General features: G+C 64.7%; 23 protein-coding genes and 1 riboswitch. Of the genes, 11 read left to right on the top strand and 12 right to left on the bottom strand.

Annotated features, from left to right (window positions below):
• Nucleotides 1–16: 16 nt before the first annotated feature.
• The 8 genes from lepB to nagZ are packed head-to-tail and all read left to right on the top strand — an operon-like array spanning nt 17 to nt 6121.
• Nucleotides 17–943 (top strand): signal peptidase I, encoded by a 927-nt coding sequence (gene lepB, locus BIO17B3_RS14810; protein ID WP_013106667.1) that lies wholly within the window; start codon nt 17–19, stop codon nt 941–943.
• Nucleotides 944–976: 33 nt separating this feature from the next.
• A complete protein-coding gene (locus BIO17B3_RS14815; RefSeq protein WP_013106666.1) occupies nt 977–1327 on the top strand; it encodes a DUF4845 domain-containing protein in 351 nt (116 codons plus the stop codon).
• 7 nt (nt 1328–1334) lie between these two features.
• A complete protein-coding gene (rnc, locus tag BIO17B3_RS14820) occupies nt 1335–2165 on the top strand; it encodes a ribonuclease III (protein ID WP_156054613.1) in 831 nt (276 codons plus the stop codon).
• Nucleotides 2162–3067 (top strand): GTPase Era, encoded by a 906-nt coding sequence (gene era, locus BIO17B3_RS14825; protein ID WP_013123909.1) that lies wholly within the window; start codon nt 2162–2164, stop codon nt 3065–3067. The genes rnc and era overlap by 4 nt, the downstream gene beginning before the upstream one ends.
• Entirely contained in the window at nt 3057–3857 is an 801-nt protein-coding gene (gene recO / locus BIO17B3_RS14830) for a DNA repair protein RecO (RefSeq protein ID WP_156054614.1), read from the top strand. The genes era and recO overlap by 11 nt, the downstream gene beginning before the upstream one ends.
• A 5-nt stretch (nt 3858–3862) precedes the next feature.
• Nucleotides 3863–4627 carry a pyridoxine 5'-phosphate synthase gene (locus BIO17B3_RS14835; protein WP_172979006.1) on the top strand — a complete coding sequence of 255 codons (765 nt, stop codon included), beginning with the start codon at nt 3863–3865 and terminating at the stop codon, nt 4625–4627.
• Entirely contained in the window at nt 4624–5025 is a 402-nt protein-coding gene (gene acpS, locus BIO17B3_RS14840) for a holo-ACP synthase (protein ID WP_013123907.1), read from the top strand. Before BIO17B3_RS14835 ends, acpS begins: the two co-directional genes overlap by 4 nt.
• Nucleotides 5026–5035: 10 nt before the next feature.
• The gene (gene nagZ / locus BIO17B3_RS14845; protein ID WP_172979005.1) at nt 5036–6121 is read left to right on the top strand and encodes a beta-N-acetylhexosaminidase; all 1086 of its coding nucleotides are present in this window, start codon (nt 5036–5038) and stop codon (nt 6119–6121) included.
• A gap of 3 nt (nt 6122–6124) precedes the next feature.
• Here nagZ and BIO17B3_RS14850 read toward each other — a convergent pair whose 3' ends face one another.
• The 7 genes from BIO17B3_RS14850 to BIO17B3_RS14880 form a co-directional block, all read right to left on the bottom strand.
• Nucleotides 6125–7246 carry a zinc-ribbon and DUF3426 domain-containing protein gene (locus BIO17B3_RS14850; protein ID WP_156055302.1) on the bottom strand — a complete coding sequence of 374 codons (1122 nt, stop codon included), beginning with the start codon at nt 7244–7246 and terminating at the stop codon, nt 6125–6127.
• 7 nt (nt 7247–7253) lie between these two features.
• Nucleotides 7254–8150, bottom strand: a complete 897-nt coding sequence (gene prmA / locus BIO17B3_RS14855) for a 50S ribosomal protein L11 methyltransferase (protein WP_156055303.1) — start codon at nt 8148–8150, stop codon at nt 7254–7256.
• Between the two features lie 21 nt (nt 8151–8171).
• Nucleotides 8172–9524 (bottom strand): acetyl-CoA carboxylase biotin carboxylase subunit, encoded by a 1353-nt coding sequence (accC, locus tag BIO17B3_RS14860; protein WP_013106657.1) that lies wholly within the window; start codon nt 9522–9524, stop codon nt 8172–8174.
• Between the two features lie 161 nt (nt 9525–9685).
• Nucleotides 9686–10177: an acetyl-CoA carboxylase biotin carboxyl carrier protein gene (gene accB / locus BIO17B3_RS14865; RefSeq protein ID WP_156054616.1), complete on the bottom strand. Its 492-nt coding sequence runs from the start codon at nt 10175–10177 to the stop codon at nt 9686–9688.
• Between the two features lie 40 nt (nt 10178–10217).
• The gene (aroQ, locus tag BIO17B3_RS14870; RefSeq protein ID WP_156054617.1) at nt 10218–10667 is read right to left on the bottom strand and encodes a type II 3-dehydroquinate dehydratase; all 450 of its coding nucleotides are present in this window, start codon (nt 10665–10667) and stop codon (nt 10218–10220) included.
• Nucleotides 10668–10727: 60 nt separating this feature from the next.
• Nucleotides 10728–11261 carry a TlpA disulfide reductase family protein gene (locus BIO17B3_RS14875; protein WP_013123901.1) on the bottom strand — a complete coding sequence of 178 codons (534 nt, stop codon included), beginning with the start codon at nt 11259–11261 and terminating at the stop codon, nt 10728–10730.
• A gap of 55 nt (nt 11262–11316) precedes the next feature.
• A complete protein-coding gene (locus BIO17B3_RS14880) occupies nt 11317–11937 on the bottom strand; it encodes a hypothetical protein (RefSeq protein WP_156054618.1) in 621 nt (206 codons plus the stop codon).
• A 61-nt stretch (nt 11938–11998) separates the two neighbouring features.
• Here BIO17B3_RS14880 and BIO17B3_RS14885 point away from each other — a divergent pair, with 61 nt between their 5' ends.
• Together BIO17B3_RS14885 and BIO17B3_RS14890 are read left to right on the top strand one after the other, a co-directional pair.
• A complete protein-coding gene (locus BIO17B3_RS14885) occupies nt 11999–13912 on the top strand; it encodes an ATP-binding cassette domain-containing protein (RefSeq protein WP_156054619.1) in 1914 nt (637 codons plus the stop codon).
• 21 nt (nt 13913–13933) lie between these two features.
• Entirely contained in the window at nt 13934–14392 is a 459-nt protein-coding gene (locus BIO17B3_RS14890; RefSeq protein WP_156054620.1) for a PGDYG domain-containing protein, read from the top strand.
• A 98-nt stretch (nt 14393–14490) separates the two neighbouring features.
• On the opposite strand, the gene BIO17B3_RS14895 is transcribed toward BIO17B3_RS14890, so the two are convergent.
• Together BIO17B3_RS14895 and BIO17B3_RS14900 are read right to left on the bottom strand one after the other, a co-directional pair.
• Nucleotides 14491–14871: a hypothetical protein gene (locus BIO17B3_RS14895; RefSeq protein ID WP_156054621.1), complete on the bottom strand. Its 381-nt coding sequence runs from the start codon at nt 14869–14871 to the stop codon at nt 14491–14493.
• A gap of 178 nt (nt 14872–15049) precedes the next feature.
• On the bottom strand, nt 15050–15490 hold the full coding sequence (locus tag BIO17B3_RS14900; protein WP_156054622.1) for a signal peptide prediction: 441 nt from the start codon (nt 15488–15490) through the stop codon (nt 15050–15052).
• A 106-nt stretch (nt 15491–15596) separates the two neighbouring features.
• Nucleotides 15597–15703, top strand: a riboswitch (TPP riboswitch).
• 56 nt (nt 15704–15759) lie between these two features.
• On the opposite strand from BIO17B3_RS14900, the gene BIO17B3_RS14905 reads away from it, so the two are divergent.
• Nucleotides 15760–17046 (top strand): cytosine permease, encoded by a 1287-nt coding sequence (locus BIO17B3_RS14905; protein WP_156054623.1) that lies wholly within the window; start codon nt 15760–15762, stop codon nt 17044–17046.
• Here BIO17B3_RS14905 and thiD read toward each other — a convergent pair.
• From thiD to thiM, 3 genes are read right to left on the bottom strand one after another with little or no spacing between them, the layout of a single operon-like run.
• Nucleotides 17043–17903, bottom strand: coding sequence for a bifunctional hydroxymethylpyrimidine kinase/phosphomethylpyrimidine kinase (thiD, locus tag BIO17B3_RS14910; protein WP_156054624.1), 861 nt, complete (start codon nt 17901–17903; stop codon nt 17043–17045). The genes BIO17B3_RS14905 and thiD overlap by 4 nt on opposite strands.
• Entirely contained in the window at nt 17900–18562 is a 663-nt protein-coding gene (gene thiE / locus BIO17B3_RS14915) for a thiamine phosphate synthase (protein ID WP_156054625.1), read from the bottom strand. The genes thiD and thiE overlap by 4 nt, the downstream gene beginning before the upstream one ends.
• Nucleotides 18555–19382 (bottom strand): hydroxyethylthiazole kinase, encoded by an 828-nt coding sequence (gene thiM / locus BIO17B3_RS14920; RefSeq protein WP_156054626.1) that lies wholly within the window; start codon nt 19380–19382, stop codon nt 18555–18557. Before thiM ends, thiE begins: the two co-directional genes overlap by 8 nt.
• Nucleotides 19383–19422 lie beyond the last annotated feature (40 nt).

A 19422-nucleotide genomic window follows, 5' to 3' on the forward strand; every position in this document is an offset into this window, starting at 1 on the left:
CCCAAGAATATCCCGTATGGAAACTGCGCCCAGCGTTAACTTCACCCTATTGCTTTTCATCCTTCTGGTCATCACCGGCGTGTTCTGGTTTGCCGAGCGCTGGTATTTCGCGCCGCAACGCAGGCGCGCGGCGAAGTCGGCCGTGGCGCAGTTAGAAGAGCGTCGCAGTGCTCTGCAAAAACAGGGACTGGCCGCAGACGGCGCCGTGGCCAGCGATGCTGACATCGAAGCGGCGCGCGAACGGGTGCAGCGCCAGCCCTGGTGGCTGGAGTGGACCGCCGGGCTGTTCCCGGTCATTTTGGTGGTGTTTTTGCTGCGCTCCTTTGTGGCCGAACCCTTCAAGATTCCTTCGGGCTCCATGGAGCCGACGCTGGTGCCGGGCGACCTCATTCTGGTGAACAAATTCGAGTACGGTCTGCGCCTGCCGCTGCTCGATACCCGCCTCACTCCGGGCGCGCTGCCCCAGCGCGGCGATGTGATCGTGTTCCGTTTGCCCAAAGATCCGAAAATCGATTACATCAAGCGCATCGTCGGGCTGCCGGGCGATACGGTGTCGTACGAAAACAAGCACCTGGTGATCAACGGCAAGCCGGTACAGGAAACGCCCTTGCCCGATTATTTCGATCCCAACACCATGACGTACTACAAGCAGTACATGGAAAAGCTGGGCACGCACGAGCACCGCATCATGATCAATCCGATGGCGCCGCCCTATGTCATCGGTGGGCCTGAAAGTTTTCCGCACCGCGATATGTGTCACTACAACGCCGAAGGCTTTGTCTGCAAGGTGCCGGCCGGCAACTATTTCGTCATGGGCGACAACCGCGACAACTCGCTGGATTCACGTTATTGGGGTTTTGTGCCCGAGCGCAATATCATCGGCAAAGCCTTTGTGGTGTGGATGAATTTCAGCGCACCGAAAAACATTGGGCTGATTCATTGATCGTCATTGCCGGATGGAGAAATCGGGGCCAATATGAAGCAGCATGACAAGCAGCGTGGCATCACCCTGATCGGGTTGATTTTCTGGGGCGCCATCCTCGCGTTCATCGTGGTCATTGGCGCGCAGGCGGTACCCACCGCCACGGAATATTTCGCCATTCAGAAGGCGGTCGATCAGGCGGCCAAGGCCGGGCCGACCGTGGCCGATATTCGTTCGGCTTATTCCAAAATGGCCGATGTCGATTACATCTCCTCCGTCACGGCGCAGGATCTCGACATCACCAAGGTGAATGACAAAGTGGTGATCTCCTTTGCCTACAACAAGGAAATTCACATTGCCGGGCCGGTGTACTTGCTGATCAAGTACGCCGGCCATTCCCACTGATTCCCGGGTGAGCACGGCACTAGAAACGCGGCTGGGCTACGTCTTCCGCGATCGCAAACTGTTCGAGCGGGCGCTCACGCATCGCAGCTTTGGTGCGGATCACAACGAGCGCCTGGAATTCCTGGGTGATTCGGTGCTCAACCTCTCGGCCGCCGCCTGGCTGTACCACCAGGCAGCGCGGCAAGACGAGGGGCAACTCTCCCGTCTGCGCGCGGCGCTGGTGCGGGCCGAAGCGCTGGCGGAAGTGGCCCGCGCGATCGACCTGGGGCCGTTTCTCAGGCTGGGTGAGGGCGAACTGCAGAGCGGGGGCGCCCAGCGTGAATCTATTTTGGCGGATACGGTAGAGGCGCTACTTGGCGCGATCTACCTCGAAGCCGGTTTCGACACGGCGCAAGAGGTGATGCGCCGCTTGTTCGCCCCGCTCATGGATACGCTGGACGCCGACGTCGTCCGCAAGGATGCGAAAACGCAGTTGCAGGAGTTTCTGCAAGGCCAGCGTCTGCCTTTACCCAGCTATGCCGTGCTCGACGTGCGCGGCGCGGCGCACCAGCAGCAATTCAAGGTGGAGTGCGCCGTCGAGGCACTCGGACTGAAAGTGGAGGGCGAGGGCGATAGCCGCCGCCGCGCCGAACAAGACGCTGCCACGCGCATGATCGAGCGCATTGGCCGAGGCGGCACAAAACCCGTGCGCCGCGGTAACCGGCCTGTGTTGGTGGATGACCGCGGGCAAGCCGTTCAGCCCAGCCACGCGCCCGATGCGGCGCAGCCCGCGCTGGCGCACAATCAGCAGCGTCGCTCGCCGGTGCGACGACCGCCTAAAACTCTCAAATCGCCATGACCTCATCGCCCCCGGATTCGCCGCGTCGCTTCGGCACTGTGGCCATTGTCGGCCGTCCCAATGTGGGCAAATCCACCCTGCTCAATGCGCTGGTGGGCGCCAAGGTGAGCATCACCTCGCACAAGGCGCAGACCACGCGGCACCGCATCCTCGGGGTGACCACGCACGGAGCTTCGCAATTCGCGTTTGTCGATACGCCAGGCTTCCAGACCCAGCATATGCACGCCCTCAACCGGGCGATGAACCGCACTGTCACCGGCGCTTTGAGCGAGGTCGATCTGGTGCTCTGGGTACTTGAGGCGGGCAAGATTCTGCCGCAGGATCGCACCGTGCTTGAGGTCTTGCCCGACGATCGGCCGGTGATCGCCGTGGTCAACAAGCTCGACCGCATCACCCCGCGCGAAAAGCTGCTGCCCTGGCTGGCTGAACTGGGGCAGCTGCGCAAGTTTGCCGAGATCGTGCCGATGTCGGCGCAAAAAAAAGCCGATGCGCCCCGGCTGCTGTCCATCATGGAGCCTTACCTGCATGAAGGTGAGTGGGGCTATGAAGAAGACGCCCTCACCGACCGCAGCGAACGCTTCCTGGCGGCGGAGATTCTGCGGGAGAAGTTGTTCCGTCTGACCGGCGACGAATTGCCCTACACCAGCACCGTGGTCATCGAGCAGTTCGCTCAGGAAGGCGATCTGCGCCGCATTTCCGCGGCCATCATCGTCGATCGGGACGGACACAAGGCCATGGTGATCGGCGCTGGGGGCGAGCGCCTCAAGCGCATCTCCACCGAAGCGCGGCAGGACATGCAGGTCTTGTTCGACGGACCGGTTTTTCTGGAGGTCTGGGTCAAGACCCGTTCGGGCTGGGCCGACGACCAGGCCGCCGTGCGGGCCTTCGGCTATGAGGACTGAGCTGGGCGTCGAACCGGCTGCCGTGCGCCCCGTGCCGCGCGCTCCCAGGCGCGGCGTCTCGGTGGAGCGTGTGCAGGAAGAGCCCATCTACGTCCTGCACAGTTACCCGTGGAAGGAAACCAGCCTGCTGCTCGACGTGTTCAGCCGCCGCCATGGCCGCTTGGCGCTGGTGGCCAAGGGCGCCAAGCGGCCGACTTCCGCGCTGCGTGCCGTGCTGCTGGGTTTTCAGCCCTGCCACGCCAGTTGGAGCGGCCGCGGCGAGGTGCGCACCCTGACCCGTGCCGAGTGGGCGGGCGGGCTGGCGCCGCTGTCGGGCCTGCCCCTGCTTTGCGGTTTTTATTTCAACGAACTGCTCGTGCGTCTGCTGGCTCGCGAAGACGCTCACGAAGGTCTGTTCGACGCCTATCACGCCGGCATTGCTGCGCTGGCGCAACGCCCCCATGCGACGGCGGGCGAATTGGAGCCGGTGCTGCGCAGCTTTGAGTTTTCGCTGTTGCGCGAGCTAGGTTTTTTGCCCGACCTGCACCTCGAAGGGGCGACCTCCGAGCCGGTGCTGCCCGATGCGTTTTACCGGGTCGACCCGGATCATGGCGTGTCGGCCTGCTCCGCTTCCGATGCCCTGGCGGTGCGCGGCGAGGTGTTGCTGGCGCTGCGCGAAGGCCCGCCGGCAGAAGGCGATGTTGCACTGGCGCGGGCCGCGAAGACGTTGATGCGCAGCCTGCTTCACTATCATCTTTCGGGACAGATGCTGCGCACCCGCCAGCTGCTTATTGATCTCCACAAGTTATGAACCCAATGGCTTGCCCCTCCGATGCTGCGCCGCTGCTCGGGGTGAATATCGACCATGTCGCCACGCTGCGCAACGCGCGCGGAGGCAGCTTTCCCGATCCTGTGCTGGCGGCGCAGCAGGCGGTCGAAGCCGGGGCGGACATCATCACCTTCCACCTGCGCGAAGACCGTCGCCACATCCGCGATGCCGATGTCGAGCGGCTCAAAGCCACCCTTTCGGCGCCGCTGAATTTCGAGTCTGCGCTCGCCCCGGAGATGCTCGACATCATCTGCCGGGTGCGCCCGCAGATGGTCTGCTTGGTGCCCGAGCGTCGGCAGGAAGTGACTACCGAGGGCGGGCTGGATGTGGCGGGGCAGTTCGACCGCGTGCGCGAGGCCTGCGCTCGTCTGGCCGATTTCGGCTGCCGCGTTTCCCTGTTCATCGAACCCAGCATCCGGCAAATCGAGGCCAGCGCTCAGGCTGGTGCGCCCTGCATCGAGCTGCACACCGGCGCTTACGCCAACGCCTTCGATGCCGCAGACGAAGCCGCGCGGCAACGCGAGTTCGATCGCATCGTCGCGGGCCTGAAGCTGGGGCGCAGCCTGGGCCTGCAGACCAACGCGGGCCACGGCCTGAGTCTGCAGAGCACGCCCGCCATTGCCGTACTGCCTGAAGTGAGCGAGCTGCACATCGGCCATGCGCTCATCGGTCATGCGGTGTTCGTCGGGCTGAAGCAATCGGTGCGTGACTTTCAGGCGGTGATCGCGCGCGTGGTGGCAACGCATTCATGATCTACGGCATCGGCACCGATGTCTGCTCCATCGCGCGCATGGACGCCGCGGTGCAGCGCAACGGCGACCGTTTCGCGCAACGGGTGCTCGGCGCCGTCGAGCTGGCCGAGTATGAGCGCCGCATGGCCAAGGTGCGCCAGCGCGGCATCAACTACCTGGCCACGCGGTTTGCCGCCAAGGAAGCGTTCTCCAAATCCATCGGCCTGGGCATTCATAGCCCCATGCGCTGGCGCGATTGCGAAATTCTCAAACTTCCCAGCGGGCAGCCGATCATCGTGCTGCATGACGCGCTCAAAGACTGGTGCGCGGCCCGTTCGCTGCGGTTTCTGGTCTCGGTGTCCGATGAGGCCGATACCGCGCTGGCCATGGTTGTAGCCGAAGTGACTCGGCCTGACTGAGGCGAAAGACATGCAACTGCTGATGCACTCACCGTTGATCCTCGATGTGGCCGGGCTGCAACTCGGCGCCGCCGACTGCAAGCGCCTGCGCAATCCGCTGGTGGGCGGGGTGGTGCTGTTTGCGCGCAACTGGGAGAGCCGCGGGCAGCTCTTGTCGCTGTGCGCGCAGATCAAGGCGGTACGCCCTGATCTGCTGATCGCGGTCGATCACGAGGGCGGGCGGGTGCAGCGCTTTCGCACCGATGGCTTCACGGCACTTCCGGCGATGCGCGAGCTTGGGGCGCATTGGATGGTCGATGCCCCAGGCGCCATGCGGCGCGCAGCGGCGTGCGGTTTCGTGCTGGCCTCGGAGCTGCGGGCTTGCGGGGTGGATTTCAGCTTCACGCCTGTGCTCGATCTCGATTGGGGCGGCTCCAGCGTGATCGGTGATCGCGCGTTTCACGCCGATGCGCGGGTGGTGACGGTGCTGGCGCAAAGCCTGATGCTGGGTTTGGCGCGCGCTGGCATGGCGCATTGCGCCAAGCACTTCCCCGGCCACGGCTATGTGCGTGCCGACACGCATCTGGCCGTGGCGCACGACGCGCGCACCCTCGACGCCATTCTGAGCGCCGATGCTGCACCTTATCAATGGCTGGCGCCCGGGCTGCGCGCGGTCATGCCGGCGCATGTGATCTATCCCGAGGTGGATGCGCTGCCCGCAGGTTTCAGCCCCGTCTGGCTGCGGGACGTGCTGCGCGAGCGCATCGGTTTTACCGGCGCGATACTCAGCGACGACCTCGGCATGGCCGCGGCGCGGGCCGAGGGTCAAAGTCTCAGCCAGGCCGCACTGCAGGGTTTGCAGGCCGGATGCGACGCCATGCTGGTGTGCAACCAGAGCGTGGTCGATAACGGCCGACCGCTCGATGTGCTGCTGCGCGAGCTTGATCAGGCACTGGAGCGCGGGCAGTGGACGCCCGATGCCCGCAGCGCCCAGCGCCGCCTCGATCTGCTGCCCACCCAGCCGCCTTTGGAATGGGACGAGCTCATGGTGAGCGACAGCTACCGGGCCGCGCTCGACGACGTTTTCAACCTGCCAAGCCCGGCGGGCCGGAAATAACCGTCAGGGGTAGAACAACACCAGCTTGTAACCCGCCGGGGCGGCGCCTTTGACCTCGAGGTGCAACAGCAATTGCACTTGCTGACCGGCGGCCAGGCCCTCTGTCAGGGTGCGATGGGTGGCCTGCACTTCGGGGAGGTATTGCGCGGCTTGCACCACTTTGCGTTGCAGAGTCATGTCCTGCGCATTGGTCAGGGTCAGCTCCAGCGCAGGCCAGGCCACGGCGCGGTCGGATCGGTTGCGCAGCAGCACGCTGAGTTGCAAGCCGCTGTCGGCCGGGCTGAGCGTGGAGGAGTCGATGACCAAGGCATCGAGGTTGCGCGGAGCGGCCAGCTCGCAGCCGCTGGTCATCTGGCAGAGCTGTTGCAGCCAAGGGCGGCTGATCGGGTATTGCTGCGCCAGGGTGTCGCGCCAAGTCAGCGCGGCCTGAGCGGCGAGTACCAGAAGCAGCAGGAGGCTGATGACGGCCAGCGCCGCGCGGGCAGGCGTGCTGCTCCAGAAGGCCTGGCGGCGGGCTTTGCGGATAAATTCGGGCTCCGCTTCCACCGGTTTTGCGGCGAGCGCGGGCGGGTTTTGCGAGAGGTCTTCGCTCTCGAATTGATAGTTGAGCGCGTCGTTCAGGTTGAACTCGGACAGCGGTGCGGCGTCGGGATCGTGAGCAGATTGGGAGGGCGGGATCTCGTCCGCCACAAGATCATCCTCGGGCAAAAGGTCATCGGGCGATTCGGCGGGTGCCAACGCCTGGTCAGGCTCGGCCTCTTCGTCGCGCCCAGGCGCTTGTTTCGCGGGAGTCCGGGGCGCCGGGCTGTAGGCCTGCGCCGTCAGCGGCAGAAAACCTTGATAAGTCGGCTGATCGAGTGGAATGTTGTTCCAGCGCAGACCCGCCGTCACGGGCACGGTGCTTGCCAGCGGTTCGGGCAGCGCTTCGGGTGGCGGGGTCGGTTGTGCTGGGGCCTGGGGCTCGGCGGCGGCGGGCGGCGCCGGGGTGAGATCGATCAGGTGATCGAGGGCGTTGAACGGTTCGCCGCAATGGCCGCAGCGCACCCAGCCTTCGCGCAGCAAGAGCTGGTCGCGCACCACCTTGAAGGCGGTCTGGCAGTGGGGGCAGCGGGTGGCCTGTGCCATGCGCTGTTCAGGGGTGGGCGCGGCCCGCGAGGCAGACCCAGCCATCGAGCGTCTTGTCGATCTGCAGCGCGCAATAGGGCGCGTAGGCGGCGATGAGTTCTTCGGCCTGCCGGTCGAGTACGCCGCTGAGCACGAGCCAGCCACCGGGTTTCACATGTGCGGCAATCGCGGGCGCCAGCAGTTTGAGCGGCGCAGACAGAATGTTGGCGACGACGATGTCGAATTGCGCATCAGCCACCTTGTCGGGTAGGCCGGCCTGCACGGTGACGTCGTTGGCCGCGGCGTTGGCTTCGGTGGCCAGCACCGCGTCGGGATCGATGTCCACGCCGACCACGGGGCCGGCGCCGAACTTGGCTGCGGCGATGGCCAGAATGCCCGAACCACAACCGTAATCGAGCACGCTGAGTTGGCTTGGCGTTTGGCGCGCCAGCCACTCCAGACAAAGCCGCGTGGTGGGGTGGGTGCCGGTGCCGAAGGCTAGCCCGGGGTCGAGGCGGATGATGGGCGCCGCAACCTCGGGCGGCTCATGCCAGCTCGGCACGATCCACAGCGCGTCGGCAATCGATACCGGCTGGAACTGAGACTGCGTCAGCCGCACCCAGTCCTGATCTTCCACCGTGGACTGTTGCACCTCTTGCAGATCGGGCAGGATGTCTTCGGCCAGCAGGGCGGCCAGCGCAGCGTCGGCCTGGGCCTCGTCGGCGAACAGCACGCGAAGCAGCGATTGCGCCCAGGCGCCCTTGGGCGGCGGCATGCCTGGCTCGCCGTACAAGGCCTGCTCCTGCGCCGTGTCGCTGAAACGGTCTTCGACGCTCACGCTCAAAGCGCCGAGCTCCATCAGCGCATCGGAGAGGAGGTCGGCCTGCTCTTCGCTGACAGGGAGGGTGACTTCGCGGTAGGTCATGGCGGATTTGTTCAAACCCTATCAGGCGGTATGCCGCGCGGCGAGGTATTCCTCGAGGTAGTGGATGCTGGTGCCGCCTTCGATGAAGCGCGCATCCACCATGAGTTCGCGGTGCAGCGGGATATTGGTCTGGATGCCGTCCACCACCATTTCCGACAGGGCAATGCGCATGCGCGCGATCGCCTGCTCGCGCGTGGCGCCATGCACGATGATTTTGCCGATCATCGAGTCATAGTTGGGCGGCACGAAGTAGTTGGCATAGGCGTGCGAATCGACCCGCACGCCCGGGCCGCCTGGGGTGTGCCACATGGTGATTCGCCCGGGCGACGGGGTGAACTTGTAGGGGTCTTCGGCGTTGATGCGGCACTCGATGGCATGGCCGTTGAGGTGCACACCGCGCTGGCGCACGGTCAGCTTCTCGCCCGCGGCAATGCGGATCTGCTCGACCACGATGTCGATGCCGGTGATGAGTTCGGTAACGGGGTGCTCGACCTGCACGCGGGTATTCATCTCGATGAAGTAGAACTCGCCGTTTTCATACAGAAACTCGAAGGTGCCCGCGCCGCGATAGCCGATTTTTTTGCAGGCATCCGCGCAGCGGGCGCCGATACGCTCGATCAGCCGCCGCGGAATGCCGGGAGCGGGGGCTTCTTCGAGAATCTTCTGGTGGCGGCGCTGCATCGAGCAATCGCGCTCGCCCAACCACAGCGCGTTGCCGTGGGTGTCAGCCAGCACTTGAATTTCAATATGCCGCGGCTGGAGCAGAAACTTCTCCATATAGACCGCCGGGTTGCCGAAAGCCGCGCCCGCTTCGCTGCGGGTCATGGTCACGGCGTTGAGCAGCGCGGCTTCGGTGTGCACCACGCGCATGCCGCGGCCGCCGCCGCCGCCTGCGGCCTTGATGATGACGGGATAGCCGATCGAGCGGGCGATGCGGGTGATTTCGCGCGGATCGTCAGGCAGCGCCCCCTCCGAGCCTGGCACGCAGGGCACGCCCGAGCGGATCATGGCCTGCTTGGCGCTGACCTTGTCGCCCATCAAACGAATGGAATCGGGACGCGGGCCGATGAAGGCGAAGCCGGATTTCTCCACCCGCTCGGCGAAATCCGCGTTTTCCGACAGAAAGCCGTAACCGGGGTGAATCGCCTCGGCATCGGTCACTTCGGCAGCAGAAATAATGGCCGGCATGTGCAGATAACTCTGCGCCGAGGGCGCCGGGCCGATGCACACAGCCTCGTCGGCCAGCCGTACATACTTCGCTTCGCGATCCGCTTCTGAATAGACCACCACGGTCTGGATGCCGAGTTCGCGGCAGGCACGCTGCACCCGGAGGGCGATTTCGCCACGGTTGGCGATAAGGATTTTTTTGAACATGCGCGTTGTCCGTTCAATGACAGGGAAGGGCGGAAGCGCCCGTTGAGCGCAGGAGCCGTGGTCAGGAGCGGGCGCTCATGTGTGCCTCGGTACTGCCTGGGTTTGCTCCCCTGGGGGAGTCAAGAAACCGGAGGCGGCCCTGCGCTTTCCTGAAAAAGCCATTACTCGATCACGAACAACGGCTGGCCGAATTCAACGGCCTGACCGTTTTCGCCCAGCACGGCCTTGATCACGCCGTCTTTGTCGCATTCGATTTCGTTGAGAATTTTCATCGCCTCGATGATGCACAGCGTCTGGCCGACCTTGACCGTGTCGCCCACCTCAACGAACGGCGCCGCCCCCGGAGAAGAAGAGCGGTAGAACGTGCCGACCATCGGCGACTTCAGCACATGCCCTTGCGCCTCCGGGGCGGGAGCTGCTTCAGCGGCGGGTGCCTGAGCTTGAGCGGGCGAGGCCTGGGGCGCGGCGTATTGCATCGGGGCCTGAGACGCAAACTGCGATCCCAACTGAGCGGGCATCTGCGCGTATTGAATGATGGGCTGCGGCTGCGCCTTGACGATTCTGACCGTGCCTTCGGCTTCCGTGATCTCCAGCTCGGAGACGTTGGAATCGGAGACCAGGTCGATCAAAGTCTTGAGTTTGCGTAAATCCATGATCTGTCGTTAAGTCGCTGATAAGTGTCGCATTAGACCATCAATTTTTACGATTCCCAAGATCGACCACGGCATGGCGCAAGGCCAGGGTGTAGCCGTGAGCGCCACAACCGCTGATGACGGCGGTGGCCAGATCGGAAAAGTAGGAGTGATGGCGGAATGGTTCGCGGCGGTACACATTGCTCAGATGCACTTCGATGAAGGGCAGATCGGTGGCCGCGATGGCGTCACGTAGGGCAACGCTGGTGTGGGTGTAGGCCGCAGGGTTGATGATGATGTAGCGCGTGCCGTCCAGGCGCGCTGCATGTAACCGATCAATCAGGTCGCCTTCGTGATTGCTCTGGAAACTCTGCACCTCCACCCCCAGTTCGGCGGCAAGGGTTTGCAGCGACTGATTGATATCGTCCAGCGTGGTCGCGCCATAGATGTGTGGCTCACGCTGCCCCAGCAGGTTGAGATTGGGGCCGTGGAGAACAAGGATGCGGGTCATGGAAGGGCGATTGAACAGGGTGGGATGAACGATGGTTGAACGCAACTCTGATGCGCGGGCTCAATGACCGGAGGGTACCGCTTCTTTCAGTTCGTCGAGAGAGGTTTTTCCCAGCTTTTGAAACACCACGTCGCCCTTGCCATCGAGCACCACGGTGAATGGCAGGCCCCCCTGCTTATTGCCCAGGCTGGTGCTCAGGGCGATGCCATTCATGCCGCCCAGCAGAATGGGGTAGCTCACCGGATGCTCTTTCAGGAAATTGCGCACCGCAGTGGGGTTGTCGAGCGCAATGCCCACCATCTCGATGCCTTTGTCTTTGTTCTGCTGATAAAACTTCGAAAAATCTGGCATTTCAGCGATGCAAGGCGGGCACCAGCTCGCCCAGAAATTGATCACCAGCGGTTTTCCGCGGTATTGCGACAGATCGATGGATTTTCCCTGCAGATCGTCGAGTTTGTCAGCGAAAAAAGACTTGACCGCATTGTTTTCAACCGCAATGGGTACGCTGCGTTCACGCTGAAACCAGGCATTGCCGAGCACCGCAGCGATGAGAAGGATGATGGCGGCAGAAATCCAGATATTGACTTTGTTCATGGGGTGGTGGTGTAGCAGTCAGACTGCTCGCATTGTGCATGGCCGGGGAAAAGCTTCAGAGTCTCGGGTTTTCCCCATCGCTGGCGGGGGCGCTCAGGAGTTGCCTGAGCGCACGCAGCGTGCCTCTGGGCGTGCGCCCTTGCGCATCAGGCAGCAGGGCGCCGCGCACGTCTTTTTCCGGGTACAGGCTCAGATGGGCGAGCACGGCTTGACGGTCATGCGGGGGCCAGTGCAGGGTGAGTTGTTCGACACGGCCGCGCCCGGCGTAGTGCGGGGCTTCACTGACCTGAAAAGCGAAGCCGTGATCGATGCAGAGAATCTCCACGCCCTTGCTGTCGTCGGTGAACAGCAGCACATGCAGATCGGTGTGTTCGTTGGCGGTGCCGTGCCAGACAGCCCCGGCCAGATGCGGATTGAACGCCGCAAACGCTTCCATCAGCGTCAGCGCGGCGCGGCGCAACTGCAGCAATTGCGCGGGTTGGGTGTCAGCATGAAACAGGGCGAGTTCTTCGCGTACCTGCTGCTCGATTTCATCGTTGCTGGGCAGCAGATCGTGCGCCACGCGTTCGCCCAGCAGGCGCTTGGCGGCCTTGCGCTTGGCCGTGCCGTAGTCCAGACCGTCTTCGACGATCAGCCGCGCGGCCAGCACGGCGAGTTCAGCGCGCAGGGAGTCCATCAAAGTATGGTAGCGGCGACCGACTGGCACAATGAGCGTCTTTCCTCAACAAACGCTACGCATGGCCGTCCTCTCCGTTTCAGATTTGTCGCTCGCTTTCGGCCATGTGGCCTTGCTCGATCATGCCGCCATGTCGCTGGAGGTGGGCGAGCGGGTGGGCCTGATCGGTCGCAACGGCACCGGAAAGTCATCCCTGCTGCGTATTCTGGCCGGGCTGGAGCCGCCCGATGATGGCCTGGTGCAGGTGCAGCAGGGTCTGAGCCGGGTGTATGTGCCGCAGGAGGCGGATTTTTCTGCCCAGGCCAGCGTGTTCGATGTGGTGAGCGAAGGCGTGGCCGAAGCCCGCGCCCTGCGCGACCGTTTCGAGCGGCACGCGCCCGAAGACGACCTCGACGCCCTGCAGACCCGCATTGAATTGCTCGACGGCTGGAATTGGGAGACGCGCGTCGATCAAACACTGCAGCGTCTGCAACTCGACGGCACGACGCTCGTGGGCAGTCTTTCCGGCGGGATGCAAAAGCGCGTGGCCCTGGCGCAGGCGCTGGTGGCGGCGCCCGACGTGCTGCTGCTCGACGAGCCGACCAATCACCTCGATCTCGATGCCATCGCCTGGCTGGAAGAACTGCTCACCGGCTTTCGCGGCAGCCTGATTCTCATCACCCACGACCGGGCGTTTCTCGACGATGTGGCGACCCGCATTGTCGAACTCGATCGCGGCACGTTGCGCAGTTATCCCGGAAATTTCGCCGCTTATGAGGCGCGTAAGGAGCAGGAACTGGCCGATGAGTCGGTGATGAACGCCCGCGCCGACAAGCTTCTGGCGCAGGAAGAGGTGTGGATACGCAAGGGCGTAGAAGCGCGACGGACCCGCAGCGTGAGCCGCATCAACCGCCTGGAGGCGCTGCGCAGCCAACGCGCGGCGCGGCGCGATTCGCTCGGGCGCGTCAAACTTGAGGTGGATGGCGGTCAGTCTAGTGGCAAGATCGTGGCCGAGCTGCAAGGCGTCAACAAGGCCTATGGCGACCGAGTGCTGGTGCGCGATTTCTCCGCCACGATTCTGCGTGGCGACAAGGTCGGCCTCATTGGGCCCAACGGCGCGGGCAAAACCACGCTGCTCAAGCTCATTCTGGGCGAGATCGAACCCGATAGTGGCACCGTGCGGCAGGGAACGCGCTTGCAGATCGCCTATTTCGACCAGATGCGCGCCGTGCTCAACCTTGACGCCACCCTGGCCGACACCATCAGCCCGGGCAGCGAATGGGTTGAGGTGGCCGGGCAGCGCAAGCATGTGATGAGTTATCTGGGCGATTTTTTGTTCTCGCCCGCGCGGGCCAACTCGCCGGTCAAGTCGCTTTCAGGGGGGGAGCGCAACCGTTTGCTGCTGGCTAGGTTGTTCGCCCGCCCGGCCAATGTGCTGGTGCTCGACGAGCCGACCAACGACCTCGACATCGACACGCTGGAACTGCTGGAGCAGTTGCTGCAAGACTTTCCCGGTACCGTGTTTCTGGTCAGCCACGACCGTCGCTTTCTCGACAATGTGGTCACCAGCACGATAGTGAGCGAGGCCACGCCGGAAGACCCTGGCCGTTGGCGCGAATACGAAGGCGGCGTCTCCGACTGGCTCACCCAATCGCAGCGTGCCCGTGCGTTGCAGGCGCAGCTGAATAAATCGGCCGCAGGCGGGGCGGACAAGCGCGGCGCGGCGCCAACCAAATCGGCTCAGGCACAGCCGTCCATTCCCCACGTACCGGCCAAGCGCAAGCTGAGCTACAAGGAACAGCGCGAGCTGCAGGAACTGCCCGGCCGCATAGCCGCCCTGGAGGCGGAGCAGAAATCGCTTTCCGATCAACTGGCCGACCCGGCGAGTTATACCTCTTCCACGATGCGTATCAGCGAGATGCAGGAACGTTACGCGCAGATCGACGAAGAACTGCTCCACGCCCTGGAACGCTGGGAAGTGCTCGATGGCAAGTGAGAGATTGTGAACAAATCCGCCATGACCGAAAACGAACCCAGCGCGCCGTTGTTGCAAAACGTCGATTTGCGCACCGACCCGCAGGCAGCCGCTTACATCAAGCATGAGACCGTGCAGGTGCAATTCGCCGTCGATTCCGGCGAATTGATCAGCCGCGAAGGCCCCAATCGTTACGCAGCGGGCGATGCCATCATCACCGGCGCCACCGGCGACCGCTGGAGCGTGTCGCGCGCCCGTTTCGAAGCGCGCTACCAAGCCCTCGCGCCGACGTTCATGGGGCAGAATGGCGCTTACATCAACCAGCCCATTCCCGTTCTGGCGCGGCAGATGCCCACACCGTTTCGCATGACCCGCAGCGCTGGCGGCGATCTGCTGCGCGGCAACCCCGGTGATTGGCTGCTGCAATACGCGCCAGGCGATTACGGCGTGGTTGAGCAGGGACGGTTTGCGCAGGTTTACCGGAAAGTCGCGCCTCCTTGAGCGCCCCCAGGGCTGGGCTGTGCCCAGCCCGCCCCCCGTGGGGGTCAAGGAAACTTGGGGCGGCCCGGCGTTTCCTTGAGAAGGCCGACTGAGCTGAATCAGGGTTTCGCTGCGCCGCCCGGCCCCATGCCGCCGCCAGGGCCCATGCCTCCGCCGCCAGTACCCATGGCGCCACCTGAGCCCATCCCTTGATGCATGCCTTGCGCCGGGGGCGCATCAGGCAGCTTGACGCCGCGCTCCTTCGCACGTTCCTGCATCAGCTTGTGATGTTCTGCCCGGATCTGTTCCCGCTGCTCTGTGGTTTTCGCCTCGCGCATTTTGAGTCGGTATTCACGACGCTCCTTCTGCGTCATCAACTGGCTACCGTAAATGGTTTCCTGCTTTTGGGTTTGAGCGTAGGCAGAAGTTGCGGTCAGCCCTCCACCTGCGAGCAGGATGCTGAGAGACAAGGCAGTCAAAAATGGCTTGGTGGCAATCATGGCACTCTCCTGAAAAAGTTTTGAGTCAAGGTTGACTCGCAGTCAGGCTAGGCGTTTGCGGAACACGCGGATTGATGCACGTCAATAATTTGAGGCGTGCAACTTCAGGGCCGATCAAGCGATTGCGCGAGCACGGAGCGCCGCCGCTGCGTTCGTTTCGGTACCCAGCGCGGCGGGCTTACTGATCATGAGGTTTCGTGAGAAATGGTCCGCCCTTCGCATAGGCTTCACGCTCGAATCGGTTGGCGAGGTAGGCATCGCGCCCGCGCAGGGTTTGCCACAGGCTCTCCAGCAAATAGGCGGGCCCGAAAAATGGGCCCCAAAGCTCGTATTGCCGCACATGCACGCGTTCGTGAGCGCGCAAGCGCTGCATGGCGGGGGCGTCGACCGCGAGGATGACATGCCCCAGAGTGAGGGCGACGAGGCGATGGCGGTTGGGCAGGCGCTGCATCCAGCGGCCCAGTTGGCCTCCCGTGCATTCCAGGGTGTGGCCGCTGCGGCGCAGCCGGGCGCCCAGCGCACAGGCGGGTAGGGCGGCGAGCAGGCCGAGCACCGAATAGGGCGCGGCCCAGAGCAGGCGTGCGGCCAAGGTCAGGCGGCGAGTGCGGATCGGGCGCATGGGTGGACACGGGTCAGGGGCATAGCTTAGCCGTGCTCCGGAGCTGTCGCGGTGCGGCTCGCAGGCGTCATCCTGCCTACAATCGACGCCGTGTCGCAATCCTGCGGCGCAACGCTGGGGGTGCGGGGCTGCGGCAGTAGGTAGCTTCGCTGAGAGAGTCCCTTTGAACCTGATTGAGGTCATCCTCGCGCAGGGAAGCAAGGTGGGCAGCGCGCGCTATGGCGCGCATGGCCCGGCCGGGTTTCTGCGCGAGCACGCAGAAATGGGCCATGGCAACACACACAACTTCAAGTGACGCGGCGCACGCGTCCAATGCCTCGGTTCCCGCGGCGGAACGCATTTTCACCTTCACCGATGCCGCCGCGCTGTGGTTCAGTCTGGGGGTGGGGCTGCTGGTCATGCAGGTGGGCGCGTATCTGCGTCCGGGCTTGAGCCTGCCGCAGGCGGCCGGGGCGATTGCGCTGGGGTCCTTGCTGGGCGCGGGTTTGCTGGCCTGGGTGGCGGGGATCGGCAGCCGGCACGGTCTGTCGAGTTCGGCGCTGATCGGGCGCACGCTGGGGCAGCGCTTCGCCATGCTGCCGGTGGCGCTCAATGTGGTGCAACTGCTGGGCTGGACGGCGTTCGAGCTGGTGATCATGCGCGACGGTACCCGCACCATCGTCGAGCAGGTGTTCGGTACGCGCGGGGCCTGGGTGCCCGTGGTGGCGACGCTGGCCTGGGGCTCGCTGCTGCTGGTGCTGGCCAGTGGGCGGATGATCGGGCTGGTGCGGCGCTTCGTCAGCCGCGCGGCAATGCCGCTGATCGTCGCTTCGCTGCTCTGGCTGAGCTATCAGTTCGGACTCAAGGCCTGGCAGCACGGCTTTGCCGCGCTGTGGGCGCAGCCGGGCGACGGTTCGATGAGCTCGCTAGCGGCGGTGGATCTGGTGATCGCCATGCCGGTGTCCTGGCTGCCGCTGGTGGCCGACTATGCCCGCTACGGACGCCACGCTGGCGCCACGGCGCGCGGCACCTGGCTCGGCTACGCCGCGGCGAACATCTGGTGCTACGCCCTGGGCGTGCTGGTCATCAGCGTGTCGCCTGCCGATATCGACATGCTCAGCACCTTACTGCTGGCTCAGGGCGGGCTGATTGCGCTGGGTTTCATTTTGGTGGATGAGGTGGACAACGCCTATGGCGACGTGCATTCGGGCGCGGTATCGACCAACTTCCTCAACGGCCGCTGGAGCATTCGTCGTATTGGCATGACCTTGGTGCTGCTGGCCACCGCGGCGGCGCTTGCGCTGCCGATGCACGCACTTGAGCCCTTTCTGCTCACCCTGAGTTCAATTTTCGTGCCGCTGTTCGGCGTGGTGATCGCGCAGCTGGCACCGGGTTTGCCGCCGCAGAGCAACTGGCGCTGGGGGCCGATGAGCGTGTGGTTGCTGGGCATCGGCGTGTTTCAGTTTGGCACGGTGTGGTGGCCGAATTGGGGCTCGGCCTTGCCGAGCCTGGCCTTCACATTGCTGGCGGCAGGTGCGCTGCGCTGGCGCGAGGCGCGGGCGCCCGCGGCGGCTTAGAGCGGCAGGCGCTTCGTCGCTAAAGGTGCGTGACCGTGGTTGAGCGGGCCGTGGCCTTGGCCGAGTTGCATGTCGGCTCCGGCGAGCAGCGCTTGTCGCACATAGTCCCGACCATGCGCCACGGCATCGGCCAGCGTTTCGCCCAGGGCGAGATAACACGCGATGGCCGATGACAGGCTGCAGCCCGTGCCGTGGGTGTTGCGCGTGGGGATGCGCGGCGCTTCCCAGCGCCGCACTTCTCCATCGGGCAGACGCAGCAAGTCGGTGAGCTGCGGGCCGGGCAAGTGGCCGCCCTTGAGCAGCACCGCGCGAGCGCCCAGCACGTGCAGCAGATTGGCCGTGTCTTCCAGCGCGTCGGCGTTTATGGTGCCCAGCCGCAGTAGCCAGGCGGCTTCGTCGAGGTTGGGGGTGATCAGCGTGGCGAGGGGAAAGAGCTCATCAACGAGCCGGTCCACGGTGGATTCGGTGATCAGCTTGTCGCCGCTGGTGGCGACCATCACCGGGTCGAGCACCACATGAGTGAAGCGATGGCGGCGAATGGCCTCGGCCACCACCCGCACCACGCCCACATCGTGCAGCATGCCGATTTTCACCGCATCCACACCGATGTCTTCGACCACGGCGTCGATCTGTTGCGCGAGCAATTCGGGCGGCAGCGCCTGAATGGCGCGCACGCCTTGCGTGTTCTGCGCCGTGATGGCGGTGATGGCCGTCATGCCATAGCAGCCCAGCGCCGCCATGGTTTTGAGGTCGGCCTGGATGCCGGCGCCGCCGCCGCTGTCGGAGCCAGCGATGCTCAGCACGCGGGCATAGCGCGCGACGGCAGGGGTGTCTTGCAGGGGTTCGGTCGCGTTCATGGATGGACGAAGGTGAGCGAGTCGGTGAGCTGGCGCAAGGCTTGCGCGGCGGCAGCGGGGTCGGGTGCGGCGCACAGCGCCCGCACCACGGCCAGGCCGTCGGCGCCTGCGGCCAGCACTTGCGCGGCATTGTTCAGATCGATGCCGCCTATGGCGATCAAAGGCAGATCGGTGAGGGCACGCATCGCCCGCAGCCCTTCGAGGCCGAGTGCGGGGGCGGTGTCTTGTTTGCTCGGGGTGGAAAACACCGGGCTGACGCCGAGGTAATCCACCGGCATGTCGGCCGCCGCGCGCACCTGCTCGGGGTTTTCGACCGACAGGCCGATGAGGGCGTGCGGCATCAACCGTCGCACGTCCTCGGGCGGCAGATCGCTCTGGCCGACATGCACGCCGTCTGCGCCCGCGGCCAGCGCCACATCGGGCCGGTCGTTGATGATCAGCGGCACCCCCAGCGGTGCGAGCAGGGCCTTGAGCGCGCGGGCGCGTTCGACGAAAGGCCGGGTGTCGAGCTGCTTTTCGCGCAACTGCACGCAGGTGGCCCCGCCCCTCACCGCTGCGGCGACCACGGCCTCAACGCCACGCGGGCCGCACAGGGCGGCGTCGGTGACCAGGTGCAGCCGCAGCACGGCCAGGGGCCAGCGACGGGCGGATTCAGTCATCGGTTTGCAGGCGCAGCAGGGCGTGGAAGGTTTCTGCGTCCAGAAGTTGCAGGCCGTCGAGCAGGGCGATTTGCAGCTGGCCGACGCCGCGGCCCTGCGCTTGCACTTGCGCGGCGGCGACTTCGCCGACCACACCGAGATAGGCCATCGCGGCGACGGTGGCGTGAAACGCGTCGGGCTGCGCGGCGCAGAAAGCACCGATCAGCGCCGTGGCTGAGCAGCCCACGCCCGTGACTCGGGTCATCCACACATGCCCGTTGGATAGGCGCACATGACGGCCATCGGGCGCGAGGATGTGGTCGGTCGCGCCACTCACGCAGACCACAGCGCCCAGGCGGGCGGCGAGCGTGCGGGCGGTCTGCACCGCGTCGTCCGACGCGGCGGCGCTGTCCACGCCGCGGGTGGCCGCCTCCACCCCGGCGACACTGAGAATCTCCGAGGCGTTGCCTCGCAACACCGTGGGGCTGCCTGCGGCGAGCAATTCGGCAACGGCGCGGTTGCGGTAAGGCGTAGCCCCGGCGCCCACCGGGTCGAGTACCACCGGAATGCCGCGTCCGCGCGCCGTCTGCAACGCCATGACCATGGCCTCGATCCACTCTGGCGACAAAGTGCCGATATTAAGCACCAGCGCCTGAGCGATGCCGGCCATGTCGCGAACCTCTTCGCGGGCGTGCGCCATCACCGGCGCAGCGCCCAGCGCCAGCAGGGCATTGGCGTTGTAATTCATCACCACGAAATTGGTGATGTTGTGCACCAGCGGTTGTTGCTGGCGCACGGCGAGCACATCGGCCCAGAGAGAGTCGGCATTAGGGGATGGCATGATTTTGAGCAGCGAAGTCGAGCCCCGATTATCGCCGTGC

The organism is Thiomonas sp. OC7 (assembly GCF_900634595.1).
GTDB classification, from domain to species: Bacteria; Pseudomonadota; Gammaproteobacteria; order Burkholderiales; family Burkholderiaceae_C; genus Thiomonas; species Thiomonas arsenitoxydans.

Bases quoted from the DNA above. Each gene is read 5' to 3' on its own strand.
- lepB (WP_013106667.1), top strand. From the start codon at position 17: ATGGAAACTGCGCCCAGCGTTAACTTCACCCTATTGCTTTTCATCCTT.
- BIO17B3_RS14815 (WP_013106666.1), top strand. From the start codon at position 977: ATGAAGCAGCATGACAAGCAGCGTGGCATCACCCTGATCGGGTTGATT.
- era (WP_013123909.1), top strand. From the start codon at position 2,162: ATGACCTCATCGCCCCCGGATTCGCCGCGTCGCTTCGGCACTGTGGCC.
- recO (WP_156054614.1), top strand. From the start codon at position 3,057: ATGAGGACTGAGCTGGGCGTCGAACCGGCTGCCGTGCGCCCCGTGCCG.
- BIO17B3_RS14835 (WP_172979006.1), top strand. From the start codon at position 3,863: ATGGCTTGCCCCTCCGATGCTGCGCCGCTGCTCGGGGTGAATATCGAC.
- acpS (WP_013123907.1), top strand. From the start codon at position 4,624: ATGATCTACGGCATCGGCACCGATGTCTGCTCCATCGCGCGCATGGAC.
- nagZ (WP_172979005.1), top strand. From the start codon at position 5,036: ATGCAACTGCTGATGCACTCACCGTTGATCCTCGATGTGGCCGGGCTG.
- BIO17B3_RS14850 (WP_156055302.1), bottom strand. From the start codon at position 7,246: ATGGCACAGGCCACCCGCTGCCCCCACTGCCAGACCGCCTTCAAGGTG.
- prmA (WP_156055303.1), bottom strand. From the start codon at position 8,150: ATGACCTACCGCGAAGTCACCCTCCCTGTCAGCGAAGAGCAGGCCGAC.
- accC (WP_013106657.1), bottom strand. From the start codon at position 9,524: ATGTTCAAAAAAATCCTTATCGCCAACCGTGGCGAAATCGCCCTCCGG.
- accB (WP_156054616.1), bottom strand. From the start codon at position 10,177: ATGGATTTACGCAAACTCAAGACTTTGATCGACCTGGTCTCCGATTCC.
- aroQ (WP_156054617.1), bottom strand. From the start codon at position 10,667: ATGACCCGCATCCTTGTTCTCCACGGCCCCAATCTCAACCTGCTGGGG.
- BIO17B3_RS14875 (WP_013123901.1), bottom strand. From the start codon at position 11,261: ATGAACAAAGTCAATATCTGGATTTCTGCCGCCATCATCCTTCTCATC.
- BIO17B3_RS14880 (WP_156054618.1), bottom strand. From the start codon at position 11,937: ATGGACTCCCTGCGCGCTGAACTCGCCGTGCTGGCCGCGCGGCTGATC.
- BIO17B3_RS14885 (WP_156054619.1), top strand. From the start codon at position 11,999: ATGGCCGTCCTCTCCGTTTCAGATTTGTCGCTCGCTTTCGGCCATGTG.
- BIO17B3_RS14890 (WP_156054620.1), top strand. From the start codon at position 13,934: ATGACCGAAAACGAACCCAGCGCGCCGTTGTTGCAAAACGTCGATTTG.
- BIO17B3_RS14895 (WP_156054621.1), bottom strand. From the start codon at position 14,871: ATGATTGCCACCAAGCCATTTTTGACTGCCTTGTCTCTCAGCATCCTG.
- BIO17B3_RS14900 (WP_156054622.1), bottom strand. From the start codon at position 15,490: ATGCGCCCGATCCGCACTCGCCGCCTGACCTTGGCCGCACGCCTGCTC.
- BIO17B3_RS14905 (WP_156054623.1), top strand. From the start codon at position 15,760: ATGGCAACACACACAACTTCAAGTGACGCGGCGCACGCGTCCAATGCC.
- thiD (WP_156054624.1), bottom strand. From the start codon at position 17,903: ATGAACGCGACCGAACCCCTGCAAGACACCCCTGCCGTCGCGCGCTAT.
- thiE (WP_156054625.1), bottom strand. From the start codon at position 18,562: ATGACTGAATCCGCCCGTCGCTGGCCCCTGGCCGTGCTGCGGCTGCAC.
- thiM (WP_156054626.1), bottom strand. From the start codon at position 19,382: ATGCCATCCCCTAATGCCGACTCTCTCTGGGCCGATGTGCTCGCCGTG.